The organism is Streptomyces sp. NPDC101178, from assembly GCF_044767965.1.
Taxonomy (GTDB): domain Bacteria; phylum Actinomycetota; class Actinomycetes; order Streptomycetales; family Streptomycetaceae; genus Streptomyces.
This window is the reverse complement of the sequence record NZ_JBIWOZ010000010.1, coordinates 57,004-76,612: the sequence shown is the minus strand read 5'-3', so window position 1 is coordinate 76,612 and position 19,609 is coordinate 57,004. Positions and strand designations below refer to the sequence as shown.

The window sequence follows — 19,609 nt, the reverse complement described above, 5'->3', positions numbered from 1 at the left end:
CCCGGTCACCGGCCGGCGGACGTGAGTCCGGACGGTGACGGGCAGGTGCCGCTCAGTCGGCGGCGATGGCGGGTGCGGGGACCTCAAGGGTCTCGCCGCTCCCGGGGTCCTCCGCGGAGGGCCGCTGCGCACGCAATTCCACGATGGCGGCCTCGAAGTCTTCCAAGGAATCGAACGCCCGGTAGACGGACGCGAAGCGCAGGTACGCGACGAGGTCGAGTTCCTGCAAGGGGCCGAGAATGGCCAGACCCACGTCGTGGGTGGTCAGCTCGGCGCTGCCGGTGGCACGCACCGCCTCTTCGACCCGCTGGCCGAGTTTGGCGAGGGCGTCCTCCGTGACGGGCCGCCCCTGGCATGCCTTGCGGACGCCGGAGATGACCTTGGTACGGCTGAAGGGTTCGGTCACGCCGCTGCGCTTGACCACCATCAGCGAGCACGTCTCCACCGTGGTGAAGCGGCGGGAGCAGTCGGGGCACTGGCGGCGGCGACGGATCGACGTCCCGTCGTCGGTGGTGCGACTGTCGACGACCCGGCTGTCGGGGTGCCTGCAGAAGGGGCAGTGCATGGCTCCCAACCCTCCTTCACAGCGCAACGGAATAGCCTCTCCGGCACGCCCTTGCGGGCTCCTCGGAGGCAGTCCCCAGCATAGGCGATGGCCCTGGCCCGAATGAACCCAGGACCACAACTTCTGGGCGGCCGGGACGATCCAACCACTAGATCTAGGGTTGGGTCGCGATTTCAGCCCTACCGCGTGTCGCGCCCCGGGCGATGTCCGCGGAGGGAGCGCGGGCCAGAGGAGAGGGTACGGGAACGGCGCGGTCCGCGAACCTCCGGGGCCGGGAGCGGGGACCCGGGATGAAAGACTGGCCGGGGGCCGCAGCCGGACCCCGTTCGAGCCTCGTACGCACCGCCCGCTCCGTGCTCATACACCTGCAGGCAGCATCGCGGCAGCCATTTATTCGTTTTTCACTCGAACGTGTGTTTGGCGCAACCTTTCGAAAGCTACTACCGTTGTCCAGCTAGGGAGAACATTCGAGAGGGGCCGACGTGACCACGACCGCAGACAGTGCCACCATCACCGCCCGGGACCACCGCTCCCAGAGCCGACTTGAGCCGGTGCATGCCATGAATGACTCAGTCACGAACACGGACGGGCCCGAGCCCGCGCGCCCCGGGCGCTCCTTGCCCGGGAGGCCGCCAGGGATCAGGGCGGACAGCTCGGGACTCACGGACCGGCAGCGACGGGTCATCGAGGTCATCCGCGACTCCGTGCAGCGCCGGGGTTACCCGCCGTCCATGCGGGAGATCGGTCAGGCGGTGGGCCTGTCCAGCACGTCGTCCGTCGCCCATCAGCTGATGGCCCTGGAGCGCAAGGGGTTCCTCCGTCGGGACCCGCACCGGCCCCGCGCCTACGAGGTGCGCGGCTCGGACCAGCCGAGCACCCAGCCGACCGACACCACGGGGAAGCCCGCCGCGTCGTACGTCCCGCTGGTGGGCCGGATCGCCGCCGGTGGGCCGATCCTCGCGGAGGAGTCGGTCGAGGATGTCTTCCCGCTGCCGCGCCAGCTCGTCGGTGACGGTGAGCTGTTCGTCCTGAAGGTCGTCGGCGACTCGATGATCGAGGCCGCGATCTGTGACGGCGACTGGGTCACCGTGCGCCGCCAGCCCGTCGCGGAGAACGGAGACATCGTCGCCGCGATGCTGGACGGCGAGGCGACGGTCAAGCGCTTCCGCCGCGAGGACGGCCATGTGTGGCTGCTGCCGCACAACGCCGCGTACCAGCCGATCCCCGGTGACGAGGCGACGATCCTCGGCAAGGTGGTGGCGGTGCTGCGGCGGGTGTGAAGAGCACCGGTCGGCCGACCTGGCGGATACGAGAAAGGCCCCGGGACGCTACACGGCGATCCCGGGGCCTTTCTGTTTCCCTTATTTGCCGTCCGCCTTGGCCAGGGCGTCGATCGCGGCGAGTGAGCGGCGCGCCTGGTTGCGGTCCGTCGTGTACCAGAAGTCGGGCATGGAGGCGCGCAGATAGCTGCCGTACCGCGCGTTGGCGAGGCGCGGGTCCAGCACGGCGACGACGCCCTTGTCGCCCGTGGCCCGGACGAGGCGGCCCGCGCCCTGGGCCATCAGCAGTGCGGAGTGCGTGGCGGCCACCGCCATGAACCCGTTGCCGCCGGCCTCCTCCACCGCCTTCTGGCGGGCGCTCATCAGCGGGTCGTCGGGCCGGGGGAACGGGATCCGGTCCATGACCACCAGCTGACAGCTCGGCCCCGGCACATCCACGCCCTGCCAGAGCGAGAGCGTGCCGAACAGGCAGGTCTCCGGGTCGGCGGCGAAGTTCTTGATCAGTTCGCCGAGGGTCTCCTCGCCCTGGAGCAGGATCGGCTTGTCCAGCCGTCCGCGCAGCTCCTCGGCGGCCGCCTTGGCCCCGCGCATGGAGGAGAACAGCCCCAGCGTGCGGCCGCCCGCCGCCTCCACCAGCTCCGCGAGCTCGTCCAGCATGTCCGTACGCGAACCTTCGCGGCCGGGAGTGTTCAGATGGCGGGCGACATAGAGGATGCCCTGCTTCGGATAGTCGAACGGAGAGCCGACGTCCAGCCCCTTCCACGACGGGATGTCGTCGCCCGCCATGCCCTCGGGAGCGAGCCCCAGGGACGCGCCGACGCCGTTGAAGTCGCCGCCGAGCTTCAGCGTGGCCGAGGTCAGGACCACCGAGCGCTCGGTGAAGAGCTTCTCGCGCAGCAGCCCGGAGACCGAGAGCGGGGCCACCCGCACGGAGGCGCCGAACCGGTCGTGCTGCTCGTACCAGACGACGTCGTACTCCGAGCCCTGAGTGATCCGCTCGGCGACCCCGTGGATCGACTCGACCGAGGCCAGGGCCTGCTTCCGTACGGCGTCCTCGTCCTGGACGGACTTGTCGCGGGTGGCACCGATCGCGGAGATGACCGTGCGAGCCGCGTCGCGCAGCGCCATCAGCGCGTACCCGAGGTCCTCGGGCACCTCTTCGAGACGCCCCGGCAGCGCCAGCTCCATCACCCGCTCGAACCCCTCGGCGGCGGTCTGGAGCGCGTCGGCGGCCTTCTCGTTGACCAGCTTGGCCGCCCGGCGGACCGCCCGGTTGACCTGGGCCGGAGTCAGCTCGCCGGTGGCCACCCCGGTCACCCGGGAGACCAGCTCGTGCGCCTCGTCCACGATCAGCACCTCGTGCGACGGCAGCACCGGAGCGCCTTCGATGGCGTCGATCGCGAGCAGCGCGTGGTTGGTGACGACCACATCGGCGAGCTTGGCGCGCTCCCGGGCCGCTTCGGCGAAGCACTCCGCTCCGTACGCACACTTCGTCGCACCGAGGCACTCGCGCGAGGAGACCGAGACCTGCGCCCAGGCCCGGTCCGAGACGCCCGGCGTGAGGTCGTCCCGGTCGCCGGTCTCCGTGTCGTCGGACCAGTCCCGCAGCCGCAGCAGGTCCTGGCCGAGCTTGCTGGCGGGCGCCGCCGCCTCGAACTGGTCGAACAGCCCCTCCTCCTCGTCCTGCGGGACCCCTTCGTGGAGCCGGTGCAGGCAGAGGTAGTTGGAGCGGCCCTTGAGCATCGCGTACTGCGGGCGGCGGCGCAGCAGCGGGTGCAGCGCCTCCACCGTGCGCGGCAGGTCCCGCTCGACCAGCTGGCGCTGGAGGGCGAGGGTGGCCGTGGCCACGACGACCCGCTCCCCGTGCGCCAGCGCGGGCACCAGATAGCCGAGGGACTTGCCGGTGCCGGTGCCCGCCTGGACGAGCAGGTGGGATTGGTCGTCGACCGCCTCGGCGACGGCCTCGGCCATGGCGGCCTGGCCGGGGCGCTCCGTACCGCCGACGGCGGTGACGGCGGCGTGCAGGAGCTCGGGGAGGGATGGCTTCGTCATAGCCCGACCACCCTACGGCGCACCACTGACAACGGTGGTCACTCCCGGATCCGGGCAGCGGGGTGCAGCGGGTTGGGAACCGTGCCGTGGATCGCCGCGTGCGGGCGGCTGGAGCGGTCGCGGTAGCCGTCCACGTGCAGCCGGTTGCGGTTGAGACAGAGCCGTTCGATCTCGGGGGTGAGCATGTCGAACAGCTCGTACCGCTCCTTGAGCTCCGGGAAGCGGGCGTGGTGGCGGGCGATCTCCGCCCGGACGAGTGACCAGAACTCGTCCTCGCTCACGCCGAGCTGCTCCTCGCAGAGCGGGGAGAGGTAGCGGAAGACGCCGACGAAGAGGCCGGAGTGGATGAACTGGGTGAGGAAGGACGGCGCCTCGGTGAGGAGGACCGCGCGCACCTCGTCGGGCATGGTGTCGTGCTCCGGCAGCGGGTGGGCGCTGATGTTGACGTCGTCGACGAAGTCCTTGATCGCGAGGCGTACGGGCACGTCGTTCTCGTCGAAGACGACGATGGCGTTCTCGCCGTGCGGCGAGAAGACCGTGCCGTACCGGTAGAGGAAGTGCAGGAGCGGAGGCAGCAGGGCGGCGAAGAGGCGGGTGAGCCAGGCCGCCGGAGCCAGGCCTGAGCGCTCGACGAGTTCGGCGGTGAACGCGCGGCCCGCCGGATCCGTATGGAGGAGGGAGGCGAGCGTGCGGGCGCGTTCGCCCGGGGCGAGGCGGGGCGGCAGGGGCTCCCGCCAGATCGCGCCGAGGAGTTCCTTGTACTGGTACGGGGCTTCGGGGAGGTGGTCGTAGAGCGGGTGTTCCACGGCGACGGAGGCGACCTCGCCGAGGAGGATGACCCGGCAGGTGTCGCGCAGGAACGGGTCGGCCTCGCACAGGCCCTGGACCCAGGCGGTGACGGCGGGTGCGGCGAGGGTGCGCTCGGTGGGCAGGCCGCGCCAGACCAGGGTGTTGAGGATGGAGAGCGGCAGCTTCACCGTGTGCCGGTCCGGGCGGGCCACGTTGGCGAAGGTGCGGACGGACTGCTGCGGGAGGCGGGCGTCGCCGTCGGTGTGCAGTGCCACGATGTCGCCGTCGGCGATGGCGGGCGCGAAGAGCGGAACGATCCACTCGTCCCACTGCCAGGGGTGCACGGGCAGGTAGAGGTAGCTCTCCGGGTCGAACCCACGGGCTTGCAGTACGCCGGCGAACGAGGCGCGTACGGAGGGGTCGAGCTCCTGGGCGTAGAGGTGCTCGGAGGTGGTGAGGCCGCCCACGCCGCGGTACTGCGCGATGCGGGTGCTCACGGCGATCCACGGCAGCTGGAGCGGGCTGCGGGTCTCGGGCGTGAAGCGGGCCGCGTCGGCGGCGGAGAAACCGAGCCGTCCCTTGCTCGCCACCAGCCAGGGGTGGCCGGTCTGGTGTCCCTCCAGCTCGGCGTAGTCGGCGTCGGCGAGCTGGGCCGCGGTGAGGGCGGTGTGGTCGAGCCTGGCGTCGGCGGAGAGCGTGAGGGTCAGTTCGCGGATGAGGTGGCCGAGGGTGGCGCCGTCGAGGCCGAGGAGGCCGCCGGCGCGGGCGAGGAACCGCAGCGGGTCGCGGAACGGGCGGGCCGTGCCGTCCGGAGTGCCGTTGGCGGCGGCGTGGCTGGAGGAGGCGCCGTTGGAGAGGGGGCTCGCCGGCGGGTGGGCCGTCTCGATGGAGTCGGGGTCGACGCGCCAGCTCCCGTAGACGCCCCGGCGGGCCGAGAAGCGGAGCTCGGTGCCGTCGTCGAGCGTGAGGGCGTGCACGCGGCCGTCGCCGGGCCGGCGTTCGGGCTCGATGATCTCCTCGTACGCGAACTCGCCGAGCATCTTGGCGAGCAGCCGCGCCGCGGCCCGGTCCCAGACCTGCCGGTTCAGCTCCGGCGGGCTGAGGAGGGGGTGGGGCTCGACTGCATCATGGCTCGCGGGATATGTCGGCACGGGGACTCCTCCGGGTGGGACCGATGGGGTTCGAGCGGTGTGGACGGTGCGGCGCGATGTTCACAGGTGATCACGGTACGTTCGGTCGCGGATCATGAGAGCGGCACGTTTGCCGGGGAGATCCACCTCTGCGGAGAAGCGGAATCCGGCGCTCAGGAATGCCGATACGGACGGGGTGTTACGGAGGTCCGGCTCGGCGACGACCCGGCCGCAGCGCGGCAGGTTGTCCAGCACGAGGTCGGCGACGGCGCGCAGCAGCGTGGTGCCCACGCCCCTCCCCCGGTTGCCCACGCCCCCGATGAGGAGGTGGACGCCGGTGTCGTGGAGGCGGGCGGGGTAGTGGCGGGCCAGCGGGTCGAGGTCGGCGCGGTAGATCTCCCAGTAGCTCATGGGTGTTCCGTCGAGCACGCCGAGGCAGGGGACGGAGCGGCCGTCCCCCGCGAGCTGCGGCCGCAGATGGTCGGCGGTGACGGATTCGGGGCCGGCCAGCTCCCAGAAGGCGGCGACGGCCGGGTCGTTCATCCAGCGGCTGAGGACGGCGAGGTCGCGCTCCAGGACCACCGGGACCAGGTGGAACACCCCGGCCTCGGTGGCCGCTCCGGGCCAGGTGGCCGGGTCGCCGAGCAGCCCGCCTTCAAAGTCGTGTCCCGCCGCCTTGCTCCGGTCCTCGGCGATGAGAGCGAGAAGCTCTTCTGTGAGCTTCAGGTCGAGCGTGTCCTCAGTGCCCATGGGGGCGCCCGGGTCCGTGGGCCCGGGGCCCGGTTCCGGAGGCGCCGCGTCGGATGCGGCGGACGCGTCGGCGGGAGGCACGGTGACACTCTCCTCTCTGGAGCGGGGCCGGGCCCCTCAGGTCTCTGGAGCGGGGGCCGGGGCCCCCTCTCAGGCGTGCAGCGGGTTGGCGATGGAGACGTAGACGGACTGGGTGTCGACCGGGCCGACCAGCTCGTCCAGGCCGTGCAGCCGGGTCAGCAGATTGGCCTTGCACCGCAGTTGGCGGTTCTGGAGAAGATACGTGGGCAGGGGCGAGCCCAGTTCCGCGCTCTCGGTGAGGAAGTGGCGCAGGACGGTGAGGAGGGCCTGTTCGTCGGCGAGGCGCTGGGCACCGAACGCGCCGATGAGGCCGATGACGTTGTTGATGCCGAGGTAGTAGGCGAACCGCTCATCGGTGACCGGGTCGGAGACGAAGGTGTCGCTGACCGTGCCGATGCCCGGGAGCCGCCGCTCCAGCTCCTCGCGGCGGGAGTCGCGGAAGTAGTAGCCCTGGTTGTCGCGGTAGCGGCCGCCGACCGGCCAGCCGTCCGGGTCGAGCAGGACGAGGGTGTTCTGCTGGTGGGCTTCCAGGGCGACGCCGGCGTACGCGTCGAGCCAGAGGACGGGGCGTACGACGCGGTCCAGGTAGCGCCGGAACCACTCGGCGGAGATGTCCGCGACCGGGCGGCCGGTCCGGGTGGCCAGGGCGGCGACGGCCTCGGCGAGCCGGGAGCGCATCAGGGGCTGACCGGGCCGGGGCCGCTGTGCGGTGAGCCCGGCGATGCAGACGGCGTCGTCGCCCGGGCCGAAAGGGTTCTGCCGGAGCATCACGTCGAGCCCGGTGACGGGGGTGCCCTCGGGGTCGTCGACGGCGAGCCAGGCGGGGTCGCGGACGATGTCGAAGCCGGGGTGCTCGCGCTGCCAGCTCTCGGCGAGGCCGGTGGTCAGGAGGCGGTGGACCTCGACGCCTCGGTGCAGCTCCTTGCGGAGGTTCTCGCGGCGGGAGTTGGTGATGCGGACTCCGAGGGAGAGCTTGAGCATCACGCGGGCGCCGGGCCGGTGGACGGTGCGGATGGAGGAGGTGGGGTGCCAGTGCTCGCCGTGCGGGCCGAGGTCGTGCAGCAGGCCGGTCTCCTGGAGGGCGGCGACCTGCGGACGGCTCAGCAGGTCGGCGGCCTGCCAGGGGTGCAGGGGCAGGGCGGCGGTGCCGGGCGGCAGGCGCAACCCGTCGCGGTGCGGGGCGAGAAGCTCCTCGGCGGAGGCCTGGCCGCCGTCGGTCCAGGCGGAGTCGGTGGCGGTGAGGGAGCGGTCCACGGCGAACCAGTGGAGCGGGAAGGAGCCGTGCAGCTCGGGTGAGTAGCGCCGGGACTCCGCCTCCGAGAGCCCTTCGCGGCTCTTGGGGGTGGGGTGGAGCGGGTGGCCGAGGAGGAGGGACTGTTCGGCGGTGAGGAAGAGGTCGGTGTCGGCCGGTTCGGCGGGGTGGCGGCGGCGCTGTTCGACGAAGCCGGCGGTGTGGCGTACGGAGTCGGCGACGCGGGCGACCAGTTCGGCGGAGCCGTTGCGGTCGGCTTCCCGGCCGATGAGGACGGCGACGGTGACGGCGTCGGCGGGCGGGGCCTTCTCGGGGGCGCCTTCGAGGACCGGGGCGCCGAAGCGGTGGGCTCCGGTGGCGGACCAGTAGTGCACGGGGACGAGCAGGGCGGTACCGGTGGCGGGGAATACGACGCGCAGGGTGTCGCCTTCGGGCCGGGGCAGGTCGTTCTCCCGGGTCCAGCACCGCAGGAGGCTCTCGGTGCCGGCGGCGTCGGCGGCCCGCAGCGGGTCGGGATGGTCCAAGGGGTCCTGTTCGCGGGGGACTTCGCCGTACGAGGCGTCCGAACCGCCTTCGTCCGAGGCCTCCGGGACTCCTTCGTGCGGGACTTTCTGACGGGGCACGGTCGTCGTCGCCTCGGCCGTGCCGGGGGCGGCCGGTCCGTCCTGCCCTCGGTGGTGGGGGGTTCCGGGGCCGTCGGCCTCGGACGCTGAGGTGGGGTTCACGGCGGTCTTCCTTGTGTGGTTCCGGGGATCAGCTGGTCGACGCGGTGGCGGCCCGGCGGTGCGGTGAACGCTCCGCGGCCGCCAGCGCGTCGGCCAGCCGGTCGACGACGGCACTCGCCTGTTCGTCGGTGAGGGTGAGCGGAGGCAGCAGGCGGATCACGGCGCTGTGCCGGCCGCCCAGTTCGACGATGAGGCCGCGGTCCAGGCACTCCTGCTGGACGGCGCGGGCGAGGGCCGGATCCGGCGGCGGGGCCGGGGTGTGGTCGTCGGCCTCGGCCGGCAGCGGCGCGGCCTCGGGGTCCACCAGCTCCAGGCCGATCATCAGTCCGCGCCCCCGTACGTCGCCGATCCCCGCATGCTCCGCCCGCAGTCTCCCCAGGCTGTCGAGCATGCGGGCGCCCAAGGCCGCCGCCCGCTCCGCCAGCCCGTTCTCCCGGACGTACGCGAGGGTGGCCGCGCCCGCCGCCATGGCGAGCTGGTTGCCACGAAACGTACCCGCGTGCGCGCCCGGCTGCCAGAGGTCCAGCTCAGAGCGGTAGACGATGACCGCGAGCGGGAGGGAGCCGCCGATTGCCTTGGAGAGGACCATGACGTCCGGGACGACGCCGCTGTGCTCGACGGCCCAGAAGGCGCCGGTCCTGCCGACGCCGGTCTGCACCTCGTCGGCGATGAGCGGGATACCGCGGGCGCGGGTGATCTCGCGCATCCTGCGCAGCCAGGCGTCCGGCGCGGGGTTGACGCCTCCCTCGCCCTGGACCGGCTCCACGATCATCCCCGCGGGAGCCGGGACCCCGCCTTTCTCGTCGTCGAGCAGATGCTCCGTCCACCGCGCGGCGAGGGCGGCACCGCGCTCGCCGCCGACGCCGAACGGACAGCGGTAGTCCTGCGGGAAGGGCAGCCGCGTCACCCGGACGTCCCGGGCGCCGCCGGAGGCTTCCAGCGCTCCGGCCGTCATGCCGTGGTAGGCGCCGGTGAAGGTCAGCAGGGAGTCGCGGCCGGTCGCGGCGCGGACCAGCTTGAACGCGGCCTCGACCGCGTCCGTTCCGGCGGGGCCGCAGAACTGGATGCGCGCGCTCTGGGCGAACTCGCGCGGCAGCGTGGCGAACAGCTCGGTGGTGAAGGCGTCCTTGACCGGGGTGGCGAGGTCGAGCACGTGGAGCGGCGCTCCGGAGTCGATGACCTTCCGGATGGCTTCGAGCACGACCGGGTGGTTGTGGCCGAGCGCCAGGGTGCCCGCGCCCGACAGACAGTCCAGATAGCGCCGTCCGTCCGCGCCCTCGATGGTGAGCCCGCGCGCCCGGACCGGAACGATCGGCAGGGACCGCGCGTAGGTGCGGGCGGCCGATTCGCGCAGCGACTGGCGGCGGAGGATGCCCTCGTGCGCGGGGGGCGCGGGAGGCGGTGCCACCGGAGCGGGTTCGGTCACGGACACGGCTCTTGATCCTCCTGCGGTAACAGTTGCGTTGCACGTCGGTACGTTTTGGCGCGGACGGAGTGCGGGGGTGAACGCTGTCCTGGTGTCCCCCGTACGTACCAACGACGCCGACCGCAAGGGATCACGGGTAAATCGGAACATCCTTGCGGGGACGGAACCGTGGACCTGCCGCCTACCGTCCCCATCGGCACCGGCATAGTGGGGGCCGCGCAGAAGGCCGGAAACACTTGCTCCACGGCCCCGAAGTGTCCGAAATGCAGCACGGAGTACCGAGTGACGAAGTCCCAGGGGGATCACCAGATGCGAACCGTTCGCCCGACCGACACCGCACGCCGCGGCAGCCGCGTACGGCGCGTGCCGCGTGGCGTGCTCGCCGCGACGGCGGCCGTCGCCGTCCTGGCGCTCACCGCCACCGCCTGCGGTCCGGAGGAGGACAACGCGGGCGGTACGACGCCCAGCGCCTCGGCCGACCCGACCTCCGACGGCAAGGTCGTCATCCCGGACGACCTGAAGAACCGGCTCAAGGAGCACGGGATCGACCCGGACAAGTGGCGGGACGGCGAGTGGAAGAACTGGGACAAGGACAAGTGGCTGCGTGAGGCCAAGGACTTCGTCAACCCGATCATCGACGGCCTCTGGGACCCGGACCGGATGCGAGAGGCCGACAAGCCCCCGGAGAACCCGGTCGACAACGACATCTCCGGCGACGACGGCGTGACGGACCCGACACCCGCCCCTGTACAGGCGGCCGGTGTCGCGACGCCGTACCACGACAGCGAGCCGGCGTCCGGGAAGCTGCTCTTCGACGGCCCCAAGGGCTCGATGGTCTGCTCGGCGACCGTGGTGAAGGACCCGGCCAACCCCGGCAAGTCCAACATGGTGTGGACCGCCGGGCACTGTGTGCACGCCGGCAAGGTGGGCGGCTGGTACCGCAACATCGCCTTCGTCCCGTCGTACAACAACGACGGCCTGTCGCTGGCCGAGCTGGAGACCGCGCCCAAGGAGAAGATCGCTCCGTACGGTGTGTGGTGGGGCCGGTGGGCCCAGACCTCCGAGCAGTGGATCGCTGAAGGTGCGGCGACCGGCGGGCAGGGCGCTCCGTACGACTTCGCGGTGCTGCATGTGACGCCGGAGAAGGGTTCGACGGGCAAGTCGCTTGAGGAGACGGTCGGTTCGGCGCTGCCGGTCGACTTCAACGCTCCCGCCGTTCCGCAGATCCCGTCGATGGCGGCCACCGGCTACCCGGCCGCGCCGCCGTTCGACGGCCAGAAGCTGCTCCGGTGCGAGGACAAGCCGGGTCGCCTCTCGGTCCGCCAGAACGAACCGACGATGTACCGCATCGGCTGCACGATGACCGGCGGTTCCTCCGGCGGCGGCTGGGTCGCACAGGGCCAGGACGGGCAGCCCGCGCTGGTCTCCAACACCTCGATCGGCCCGCTCTCGGCGGGCTGGCTGGCCGGCCCCCGCCTGGGCAAGGAGGCCGAGGGCGTCTACCGCGCGGTCAGCGAGAAGTACGCGGGCCAGTAGGCCGCGTGACGGCCGTACGCGGGCCGGCAGGAAGCGACCGCTGTACGCAGGTCGGTACAAGCGTCCGCCGTACGCGGGTCAGTGCGAAGCGGCCGTCGTACGCGGGTCAGCTGGACCGTTTCCGCCCGGGTGACCGGCTCTCTTCGCCGGTCACCCGGGCGGTTCGCTGTCCGGGCTTCCCGGTGTCGAGTTCCGCGGCCCCGGCCTCCCAGCGGCGGCGCCGCTCGGCGAGGGACTGCTCCCACCACGGGGTGCCGCGTTCGCCGAGGGCCACCTTGGCCGTGTGCACCCGGCTCCGGGCCAGCTTCTCGGCCGCGGGGTCCGCGTTCCGGTGGGAGGCGGCCACCGCGCGCCGGGCCGCCATCAGGTGGCGGCGCAGACCGGCGGCGACATCCTCGGGGATCTCCGGGTCGGTGGCCCGCCATCGACGGCCCTTCACCACGATGTACCGGCCGTCGGGGGTCCGCTCCGGCTGATCGGCGTCCATCCGGCCATAGTGCCCGACGGGCACGGCTACCGGCGTGAACGCGTGCGGGCGCATGCCGTCAGAACGGCATGTGGCTACGGGCACGCCGACCGGCCGAGCCGCTGCGGCCGACCGCCTTGGAGCTGCTGCGGAACGGCTTGCTGAAGAGCCGGCCCAGCGGACCCGGCGCCTTGCTGCCCGCGCGGGAGCCCAGGCCCAGCGTGCGCTGGGTGCCGCGCTCCGGGCGGCGGGAGAACTTGGGGACCAGGAAGGCCAGCACGGCCAGGACTACACAGACGGCAACTATTCCGACGATCATCATCATTTTCTCCTTGCTAGGTGCGTGCTGCCGTCGTGTGCCCGATGCTCAGTCCTCCAATCACCGCCGGTCTCGACGGCTTCGCGGCTCGGGCGGGACGGTGTTCCGCGCTCCGGCGGGTACACGGAGGACAACCGAGCGCCGGGATCCCCGTACGGCCGCGATCGAGAGGCATGGCGATGACCGATTCCACGATGAGGGCGGTGGGCTGGGCGCAGTCCTTCCCCATCTCCCAGGGAGTGCGAGCGGGGCGCCACTGGGCGCGCGAGCACCTGCAGAGCCTGGAGTGGGCCAAGAACTCGCCCGACACCGTGGATTCGGTGCTGATCGCCGTCTCCGAGCTCATCACCAACGCGCACAAGCACGCCCGCAGCGACGCCCAGCTCATTCTGACCTGGGACAGCGCGTGCCTGCACGTCAGCGTCCACGACTCCAGTCCGCAGCCGCCCGCACCGCGCGACGCGGAGCCGGACGCGCTCGGCGGCCGCGGCATGGCCATCGTCGACGCGCTGGCCGACAGCTGGCAGCACCACCCGCAGCGGGACGGCAAGACGGTGACGGCGTGCTTCGTACCTCCGGGGTACGAGGACTCCGCTGCCGCCGGACGCGGGGCCCCCGGGAACGACTGACGCCCGGCCGGGCGGACCCGGTCGGGCGTCTCCGTCTCCGGCCTGAGCCGTGCGGTGATCAGTGCGCGGCGGGGACGAACGTCCCGAGCTCCGCCGCCAGCTCCTCGTGGACCTGGGCCTTGAGCAGCGTGCCCTCGGCGGTGTGCTCCTCGGAGAGGACCTCACCTTCGGCGTGCACCCGGGAGACCAGCGCCCCCTGGATGTACGGCACGAGCACCTCGATCTCGACGGACGGGCGCGGCAGTTCGGCGTCGATGAGCGCGAGCAGCTCGCCGATGCCCTCGCCGGTCCGGGCCGAGACCGCGATCGCGTACTTCTCGTTGCGCAGCAGCCGCTGGAGGACCAGCGGGTCCGCCGCATCCGCCTTGTTGATCACGACGATCTCGCGCACGTTCACCGCGCCGACGTCCCGGATCACCTCGCGGACCGCGGCGAGCTGCTCCTCCGGCACCGGGTGTGAGCCGTCCACCACGTGCAGGATGAGATCGGACTCGCCGACCTCCTCCATGGTGGAGCGGAACGCCTCGACGAGGTGGTGCGGCAGGTGCCGTACGAACCCGACGGTGTCGGCGAGGGTGTAGATCCGGCCGCTAGGTGTCTCGGCCCGGCGCACGGTCGGATCCAGGGTGGCGAACAGGGCGTTCTCCACCAGGACGCCGGCTCCGGTGAGGCGGTTGAGCAGCGAGGACTTTCCGGCGTTGGTGTATCCGGCGATGGCGACGGAGGGCACCTTGTTGCGCTTGCGCTCCTGCCGCTTGATCTCGCGGCCGGTCTTCATCTCCGCGATCTCCCGGCGCATCTTCGCCATCTTCTCGCGGATCCGCCGCCGGTCCGTCTCGATCTTGGTCTCACCGGGACCACGCGTGGCCATACCGCCACCGCCGCCGGACCCGGCGCCGCCCATCTGACGGGAGAGCGACTGACCCCAGCCGCGCAGCCGCGGCAGCATGTACTGCATCTGTGCCAGCGAGACCTGCGCCTTGCCCTCCCGGGACTTGGCGTGCTGGGCGAAGATGTCGAGGATGAGCGCGGTCCGGTCGACCACCTTCACCTTGACGACGTCTTCCAGGTGGATCAGCTGGCCCGGGCTGAGCTCACCGTCGCAGATGACGGTGTCGGCGCCGGATTCGAGGACGATGTCACGCAGCTGGAGCGCCTTGCCGGACCCGATGTAGGTCGCCGGGTCGGGCTTGTCGCGCCGCTGGTACACCGCGTCGAGCACCAGCGCGCCCGCGGTCTCGGCGAGGGCGGCGAGCTCCGCGAGGGAGATCTCCGCGTCGCGCACGGTCCCCGAGGTCCAGACACCGACCAGCACGACGCGCTCGAGGCGCAGCTGCCGGTATTCGACCTCGGTGACGTCCTCGAGCTCCGTGGAGAGACCGGCCACGCGCCGCAGCGCGGCACGCTCGGAGCGGTCCAGCTGGTCGCCGTCGCGCGCTCCGTCGGTCTCCTGGCTCCAGGCGACGTCCTCTTCCATCAGGGCGTCGGCCCGAAGGCTCTCGGTGAGGCTCTCGGGGGTGTTCTCCGTGGCGCTCCGCGCGTCCTGCGCGTCCTGGGGAAGGGAAGAAGAGGAGGTCATTGGATCCTTACGTCGAGAGAGTTCTTTACGTCAGTCACAACGTGTGATCTGTCCGGATGATTCCCGACCATTCCCACCCGGGGATTCCGATCAGGTTCCGGTCGCGGTTCCGGTCGGGGTCCCGGGCCGTCCGCCGTGCCGACCTGTCGATAGTGGCACGGCCCCACCGGGCCCGTCACTGGGGTTTTCCCCAGTCCTCAAGGGGTGGCAGCAGGTTCCGCCGCCCGCCAGTCGGGGTGGCCGGGCATCGGCGGCGTCTTCTTCCCGTAAAGCCAGCTCTCGAAGAAGGCCGTCAGGTCCCGTGCCGCGATGCCCGAGGCCAGCCGGGTGAAGTCCGCGGTGGTCGCCGTACCGTCCCGGTGGATCCGGACCCAGGCGCGCTCCAGCCGGTCGAAGGCGGCCGTGCCGATCTCCTGGCGCAGCGCGTAGAGGACCAGGGCGCTGCCGTCGTAGACGACCGGCCTGAAGAGGCTCAGCTTCTCGCCCTCGGCCGGGCCGTCCGGGTGCGCCGGCGGGCCGCCGTCCGCCCGCCAGCCGTCGGAGAGCTTGTACGCCTCGCGCATCCGCCGCTCCAGGGTCCAGCCGCCGTTCTCCTCGGCGTGCAGGGCCTCGTACCAGGTGGCGTGTCCCTCGTTGAGCCAGAGGTCGGACCAGGTGGCGGGCGAGACGCTGTTGCCGAACCACTGGTGGGCCAGCTCGTGGACCATCACGGAGTCGACGTACCACTCGGGGTAGGCGGGCTCGGTGAAGAAGGACTTCCCGAACAGCGAGAGGGTCTGGGTCTCCAGCGCGAAGCCGATACGGCTGTCGGCGACGAGGACTCCGTACGACTCGAAGGGATAGCGGCCGACGCGTCGTTCCATCCACTCCAGCTGGGCCGGGGTCTTCTTCAGCCAGGGCTCCATCCTCTCGCGGTCGGCGGCCGGGACGACGTCGCGCAGCGGCAGTCCGTGCGGGCCGGTGTGGTGGTGGACGTGGGAGCGGCCGATGGAGACCTGGGCCAGCTCGGTGGCCATGGGGTGCTCGGTGCGGTAGGTCCAGGTGGTCGTGGCGCCGTTGCGGGTGTGGCCGGCGGGCAGCCCGTTGGCGACGGCCGTGAGGTCCTTGGGGGCGGTGATGCGGAAGGTGAAGTGCGCCTTGTCGGAGGGGTGGTCGTTGCTCGGGAAGACCCGGTGGGCGGCGTCGGCCTGGTTGGCCATGGCGAGGCCGTCGGCGGTCCGGATCCAGCCGCCGTTGCCCGAGGTTCCGGCCGGATCGCTGGTGTGCCGGACGGTGATGTTCAGCGGTACGCCTGCGGGGAGGCGTCGGGGGGCCTGGATCACCAGGTCCTCGTTCTTGCTGCCGAAGTCGGCGGTCTGCCCGTTGACCTCGACGCCCCGCACGGTGCCCCGGGCGAAGTCGAGGTTGACGCGGTCCAGTGGTGCGGTGGTGCGGGCCCTGATCTCGGTGACGGCGTCCAGGGGCTTGGTGTTGCTGCCGTGGTAGGTGAAGGCGATGTCGTACGCGAGGACGTCGTAGCCGGGGTTGCCCAGCTCGGGGAAGAGCCGGTCACCGATGCCGAGCGGCTCGGGGGCGGGCAGGGCGGCGGCGACGAGGGTGAGCGACGCGGTGGCCAGGAGGGCGGCCCGCAGGCGGCGGGAGAGGTGCGGCATGGACTACCGCTATCAGCGCCGGAGGCCTCCCCGGTGGTGCCGCGCGCCGCACCACCCGAACGGGGCGGGGCTCAGCCGGTGGCGGCCGGGTGCTGGGCGCGGCTGACGTCGTAGACCCCGGCGACCTCGCGCATCGCCCGCATCAGGGCGGGCAGTCCGGCGGCGTCGGGGAGCTGGAGGGTGTAGGTGTGCCGTACGCGCTGTTCGCTCGGCGGCTCCACGGTGGCGGAGACGATCGCCGCTTCGGCCGTGGCGATGGCCTCGGTGAGGTCGGCGAGCAGCCGGGGCCGGCCGAAGGACTCGGCGACGAGCGTGACCCGGCAGGCAGCGGTGTCATGCCCGCCGTCCTCGGCGCGCCAGCGGGCCGCGACCGGCGCGCGGCCGATCTCCCGCATCCGGGCGACGGCGGGACACTCCTGGCGGTGCACGGTGACGGCACCGCCCCGGACCACGATGCCCACCACGTCGTCCGGCGGCACCGGCGTACAGCAGCCGGCCAGCCGGGTGGGGCTCCCCGGGCCGTCGACGACGACGCCTGAGGCGCGTCCGCCGGACCGGGTGCGGACCTGTGCGGTGGCGTACGGGCCGTCGGCTGCCGGTTCCGTACGACCGTCGGTGCCGTCCTCGTCGGCCTCAGGGCCTTCGGAAGGGACGGCATCAGGGTCTGCGGCATCAGGGTCTGCGGCTTCCGGAAGGGCCGCTTCCGGGTGGGCGGAGAGCCAGGCGGTGATCGCGATCCGGGCCGCGGGCGTACGGGCGTGGTCGAGCCACTCGGGGGACGGGCCGGAGGCGGTGTCCTGGGCGAGCAGCAGTTGGACGGTGTCGCCGTCGCTGAGGACGGTGGAGAGGGTGGCCAGGCGCCCGTTGACCCGCGCTCCGATGCAGGTGTGCGCCCGCTCCCCGTGCTCCGCGTAGGCGGCGTCGACACAGCTGGCGCCGGCGGGCAGGCCGAGGGTCCTGCCGTCGGTGCGGAAGACGGTGATCTCGCGGTCCTGCGCGAGGTCGGCGCGGAGCGTGGTCCAGAAGGTGTCCGGGTCGGTGGCGGACTCCTGCCAGGCCAGCAGCCGGGAGAGCCAGCCGGGCCGGGTCGGGTCGGCGCGCTCGTCGGACGGTTCGGCCTGCTGGGCGAGGGTGCCGTCGTGGGCGTACGGATTGCCCAGGGCGACGACGCCCGCCTCGGCGACCTTGTGCATCCGGTGCGTACGGATGAGGACTTCGGCGACCGCGCCCTCGGGACCGACGACGGCGGTGTGCAGCGACTGGTAAAGGTTGAACTTGGGCGCGGCGATGAAGTCCTTGAACTCGGAGATCACCGGCGTGAAGCAGGTGTGCAGCTCACCGAGGACGGCGTAGCAGTCGGCGTCCTCGCCGACCAGGACGAGCAGCCGGCCGAAGTCGGTGGGGCGCAGCTCGCCACGTTTGCGGCGGACCCGGTGGACGGAGACGAAGTGACGCGGCCGGATGAGGACTTCGGCGCTGATCCCCGCTTCCCTCAGGGTCGTACGGACGTTGTCGGCGATGGTGGAGAGCGGGTCCGCCTGGCCCGTGGCGGCGGCGATGAGGGTGCGGGTGTCCTCGTACTCCTCAGGGTCGAGGATGGCGAAGACCAGGTCCTCCAGCTCGGTCTTGAGCGCCTGGACGCCGAGCCGTTCGGCGAGCGGGATGAGGACGTCGCGGGTGACCTTGGCGATCCGGGCCTGCTTCTCGGGTCGCATCACGGTGAGGGTCCGCATGTTGTGCAGCCGGTCGGCGAGTTTGATGGACATGACCCGGACGTCGTTGCCGGTGGCGACGAGCATCTTGCGGAAGGTCTCGGGCTCGGCGGCGGCGCCGTAGTCGACCTTTTCGAGTTTGGTGACGCCGTCGACGAGATAGCGGACCTCCTCGCCGAACTGGTCCCGTACCTGGTCGAGCGTCACCTCGGTGTCCTCGACGGTGTCGTGGAGGAGCGAGGCCGTCAACGTGGTGGTCTCGGCGCCGAGTTCGGCGAGGATGAGCGTGACGGCGAGCGGGTGCGTGATGTACGGCTCGCCGCTCTTGCGCATCTGGCCGCGGTGCGACGACTCGGCGAGGACGTAGGCGCGGTGGAGGATGGTCAGGTCGGCGTCGGGGTGGTGGGCCCGGTGCGCGTCGGCGACATGGCCGATGGCGTCCGACAGGCGGTCGCGCGGGACGGGGCCGAGCAGCGCCACGCGGCCCAGTCTGCGCAGATCGATCCGGGGCCGGCTCCGCCTGCGGGGCACAGCGGCGTGATCGGCGGCCTCTGCACTCATGGGGCACCTCCGGCGGCGTCGACCGGCGGTGGGGAGAGGCGGACGCTTCTCCCGGCCGGTGCTTGATGCTATCGACCCCACCACGTGGCGCAGTCCGGCTCTCGCCCAGCGTGAAACGGATCACCCATTCGAGCGAAGCACGGACCGATCACCGTTTCGAGCCGGGGGCGCCGAGCGGCGCTTGCCGGTCAGCCGGTGGCCATTTCCAGCCACGCCGGGTCGATGGTGCCCTCTGCGACGATCACGGCCGGGCCGGTCATGTCGACCGAGCCGTCCGGGTGCTCGGTGATGGTCAGCGTGCCGCCGGGGAGGTCCACCCGGTACGTCGCGGGGAGGCCGGTCACCGCGGGGTCCGTGCCGTCCCGGCGGGCGGCGGCGACGGCCACCGCGCAGGCGCCGGTGCCGCAGGAACGGGTCTCGCCGGAGCCGCGCTCGTGGACGCGCATGGCGACGTGGCGCGGGCCCCGGTCGACGACGAACTCGACGTTGACGCCGTCCGGGTAGACCGCGGCGGGGCTCACCGGAGGAGCGGAGAGCAGGTCGCCGGCGTGGGCCAGGTCCTCGACGAAGGCGACGGCGTGCGGGTTGCCCATGTTGACGTTGCGGGAGGGCCAGCTGCGCTCCCCGACGGCGACCGTGGCGCTCTCCTCGGGGAGGAGGGCACGGCCCATGGAAACGGTGATGTCGCCGTCCTTGGCGAGGTGCACCTGCTTGACGCCGCCGCGGGTGGCGACGGCGATGCCGCCCTGCTCGACGAGGCCCGCGCGCTGGAGGTAGTGCGCGAAGACGCGCACCCCGTTGCCGCACATCTCGGCGATCGAGCCGTCCCCGTTGCGGTAGTCCATGAACCACTCGGCCTCGGCGGCCATGTCCCGGGCTTCTGGATGGGCGGCGGAGCGGACCACGTGGAGCACACCGTCGGCGCCGATACCGGCCCGGCGGTCGCAGATCCGGGCGACGACGGACGCGGGCAGCGCGAGGGCGTTGTCCGGGTCGGGGACGATCACGAAGTCGTTCTCGGTGCCGTGACCCTTGAGGAAGGTGATCTGCGAAGTGCTCACAGGGCAACTGTACGAGCCACCGCTGGCAGTCGGCGAGGCCGGAC

15 protein-coding genes are annotated in these 19,609 nt (G+C 72.0%); 3 read left to right on the top strand and 12 right to left on the bottom strand.

Translation table 11 applies throughout. From position 1 onward, the window contains the following. Positions 1-52 precede the first annotated feature (52 nt). The gene (gene nrdR, locus ACIRR8_RS26845) at positions 53-565 is read right to left on the bottom strand and encodes a transcriptional regulator NrdR (protein WP_404069566.1); all 513 of its coding nucleotides are present in this window, start codon (positions 563-565) and stop codon (positions 53-55) included. Between the two features lie 482 nt (positions 566-1,047). On the opposite strand from nrdR, the gene lexA reads away from it, so the two are divergent. After that, positions 1,048-1,845 (top strand): transcriptional repressor LexA, encoded by a 798-nt coding sequence (gene lexA / locus ACIRR8_RS26840; protein WP_026242273.1) that lies wholly within the window; start codon positions 1,048-1,050, stop codon positions 1,843-1,845. 81 nt (positions 1,846-1,926) lie between these two features. Here the strand turns inward: lexA and ACIRR8_RS26835 are convergent, their stop codons facing one another. The 5 genes from ACIRR8_RS26835 to ACIRR8_RS26815 all read right to left on the bottom strand — a co-directional run bounded on the left by ACIRR8_RS26835 (position 1,927) and on the right by ACIRR8_RS26815 (position 10,056). After that, the gene (locus ACIRR8_RS26835; protein WP_404069564.1) at positions 1,927-3,897 is read right to left on the bottom strand and encodes an ATP-dependent DNA helicase; all 1,971 of its coding nucleotides are present in this window, start codon (positions 3,895-3,897) and stop codon (positions 1,927-1,929) included. Positions 3,898-3,935: 38 nt separating this feature from the next. Next, entirely contained in the window at positions 3,936-5,837 is a 1,902-nt protein-coding gene (locus ACIRR8_RS26830) for an IucA/IucC family protein (RefSeq protein WP_404069562.1), read from the bottom strand. 60 nt (positions 5,838-5,897) lie between these two features. Continuing rightward, the gene (locus tag ACIRR8_RS26825) at positions 5,898-6,647 is read right to left on the bottom strand and encodes a GNAT family N-acetyltransferase (protein ID WP_404069560.1); all 750 of its coding nucleotides are present in this window, start codon (positions 6,645-6,647) and stop codon (positions 5,898-5,900) included. A gap of 69 nt (positions 6,648-6,716) precedes the next feature. After that, positions 6,717-8,624: an IucA/IucC family protein gene (locus ACIRR8_RS26820; protein WP_404069558.1), complete on the bottom strand. Its 1,908-nt coding sequence runs from the start codon at positions 8,622-8,624 to the stop codon at positions 6,717-6,719. 28 nt (positions 8,625-8,652) lie between these two features. Next, positions 8,653-10,056: a diaminobutyrate--2-oxoglutarate transaminase family protein gene (locus ACIRR8_RS26815; protein ID WP_404069556.1), complete on the bottom strand. Its 1,404-nt coding sequence runs from the start codon at positions 10,054-10,056 to the stop codon at positions 8,653-8,655. 303 nt (positions 10,057-10,359) lie between these two features. Between ACIRR8_RS26815 and ACIRR8_RS26810 the strand changes: the two genes are divergently transcribed. Beyond that, positions 10,360-11,586: a trypsin-like serine peptidase gene (locus tag ACIRR8_RS26810; RefSeq protein ID WP_404069554.1), complete on the top strand. Its 1,227-nt coding sequence runs from the start codon at positions 10,360-10,362 to the stop codon at positions 11,584-11,586. 106 nt (positions 11,587-11,692) lie between these two features. On the opposite strand, the gene ACIRR8_RS26805 is transcribed toward ACIRR8_RS26810, so the two are convergent. Together ACIRR8_RS26805 and ACIRR8_RS26800 are read right to left on the bottom strand one after the other, a co-directional pair. Then, positions 11,693-12,073 (bottom strand): hypothetical protein, encoded by a 381-nt coding sequence (locus ACIRR8_RS26805; RefSeq protein WP_404069552.1) that lies wholly within the window; start codon positions 12,071-12,073, stop codon positions 11,693-11,695. A gap of 58 nt (positions 12,074-12,131) precedes the next feature. Then, positions 12,132-12,374 (bottom strand): DUF6411 family protein, encoded by a 243-nt coding sequence (locus tag ACIRR8_RS26800; protein ID WP_404069550.1) that lies wholly within the window; start codon positions 12,372-12,374, stop codon positions 12,132-12,134. A 176-nt stretch (positions 12,375-12,550) separates the two neighbouring features. Between ACIRR8_RS26800 and ACIRR8_RS26795 the strand changes: the two genes are divergently transcribed. Continuing rightward, the gene (locus ACIRR8_RS26795; protein ID WP_404069548.1) at positions 12,551-13,000 is read left to right on the top strand and encodes an ATP-binding protein; all 450 of its coding nucleotides are present in this window, start codon (positions 12,551-12,553) and stop codon (positions 12,998-13,000) included. A gap of 58 nt (positions 13,001-13,058) precedes the next feature. On the opposite strand, the gene hflX is transcribed toward ACIRR8_RS26795, so the two are convergent. From hflX to dapF, 4 genes are all read right to left on the bottom strand, one after another. Next, positions 13,059-14,579, bottom strand: a complete 1,521-nt coding sequence (gene hflX, locus ACIRR8_RS26790; protein ID WP_404069546.1) for a GTPase HflX — start codon at positions 14,577-14,579, stop codon at positions 13,059-13,061. A gap of 197 nt (positions 14,580-14,776) precedes the next feature. Beyond that, on the bottom strand, positions 14,777-16,231 hold the full coding sequence (locus ACIRR8_RS26785) for a M1 family metallopeptidase (protein ID WP_404069544.1): 1,455 nt from the start codon (positions 16,229-16,231) through the stop codon (positions 14,777-14,779). A gap of 71 nt (positions 16,232-16,302) precedes the next feature. Continuing rightward, positions 16,303-18,504: a RelA/SpoT family protein gene (locus tag ACIRR8_RS26780; protein WP_404069542.1), complete on the bottom strand. Its 2,202-nt coding sequence runs from the start codon at positions 18,502-18,504 to the stop codon at positions 16,303-16,305. Between the two features lie 188 nt (positions 18,505-18,692). Next, positions 18,693-19,565: a diaminopimelate epimerase gene (gene dapF, locus ACIRR8_RS26775; protein ID WP_404069540.1), complete on the bottom strand. Its 873-nt coding sequence runs from the start codon at positions 19,563-19,565 to the stop codon at positions 18,693-18,695. Between the last annotated feature and the right edge of the window lie 44 nt (positions 19,566-19,609).

What these genes read in the sequence shown, in the direction of transcription:
- ACIRR8_RS26835 (WP_404069564.1), bottom strand. Translation starts at nt 3,897, where the DNA reads ATGACGAAGCCATCCCTCCCCGAGCTCCTGCACGCCGCCGTCACCGCC.
- ACIRR8_RS26810 (WP_404069554.1), top strand. Translation starts at nt 10,360, where the DNA reads ATGCGAACCGTTCGCCCGACCGACACCGCACGCCGCGGCAGCCGCGTA.
- ACIRR8_RS26800 (WP_404069550.1), bottom strand. Translation starts at nt 12,374, where the DNA reads ATGATGATCGTCGGAATAGTTGCCGTCTGTGTAGTCCTGGCCGTGCTG.
- ACIRR8_RS26785 (WP_404069544.1), bottom strand. Translation starts at nt 16,231, where the DNA reads ATGCCGCACCTCTCCCGCCGCCTGCGGGCCGCCCTCCTGGCCACCGCG.
- ACIRR8_RS26805 (WP_404069552.1), bottom strand. Translation starts at nt 12,073, where the DNA reads ATGGACGCCGATCAGCCGGAGCGGACCCCCGACGGCCGGTACATCGTG.
- ACIRR8_RS26795 (WP_404069548.1), top strand. Translation starts at nt 12,551, where the DNA reads ATGACCGATTCCACGATGAGGGCGGTGGGCTGGGCGCAGTCCTTCCCC.
- ACIRR8_RS26780 (WP_404069542.1), bottom strand. Translation starts at nt 18,504, where the DNA reads ATGAGTGCAGAGGCCGCCGATCACGCCGCTGTGCCCCGCAGGCGGAGC.
- hflX (WP_404069546.1), bottom strand. Translation starts at nt 14,579, where the DNA reads ATGACCTCCTCTTCTTCCCTTCCCCAGGACGCGCAGGACGCGCGGAGC.
- nrdR (WP_404069566.1), bottom strand. Translation starts at nt 565, where the DNA reads ATGCACTGCCCCTTCTGCAGGCACCCCGACAGCCGGGTCGTCGACAGT.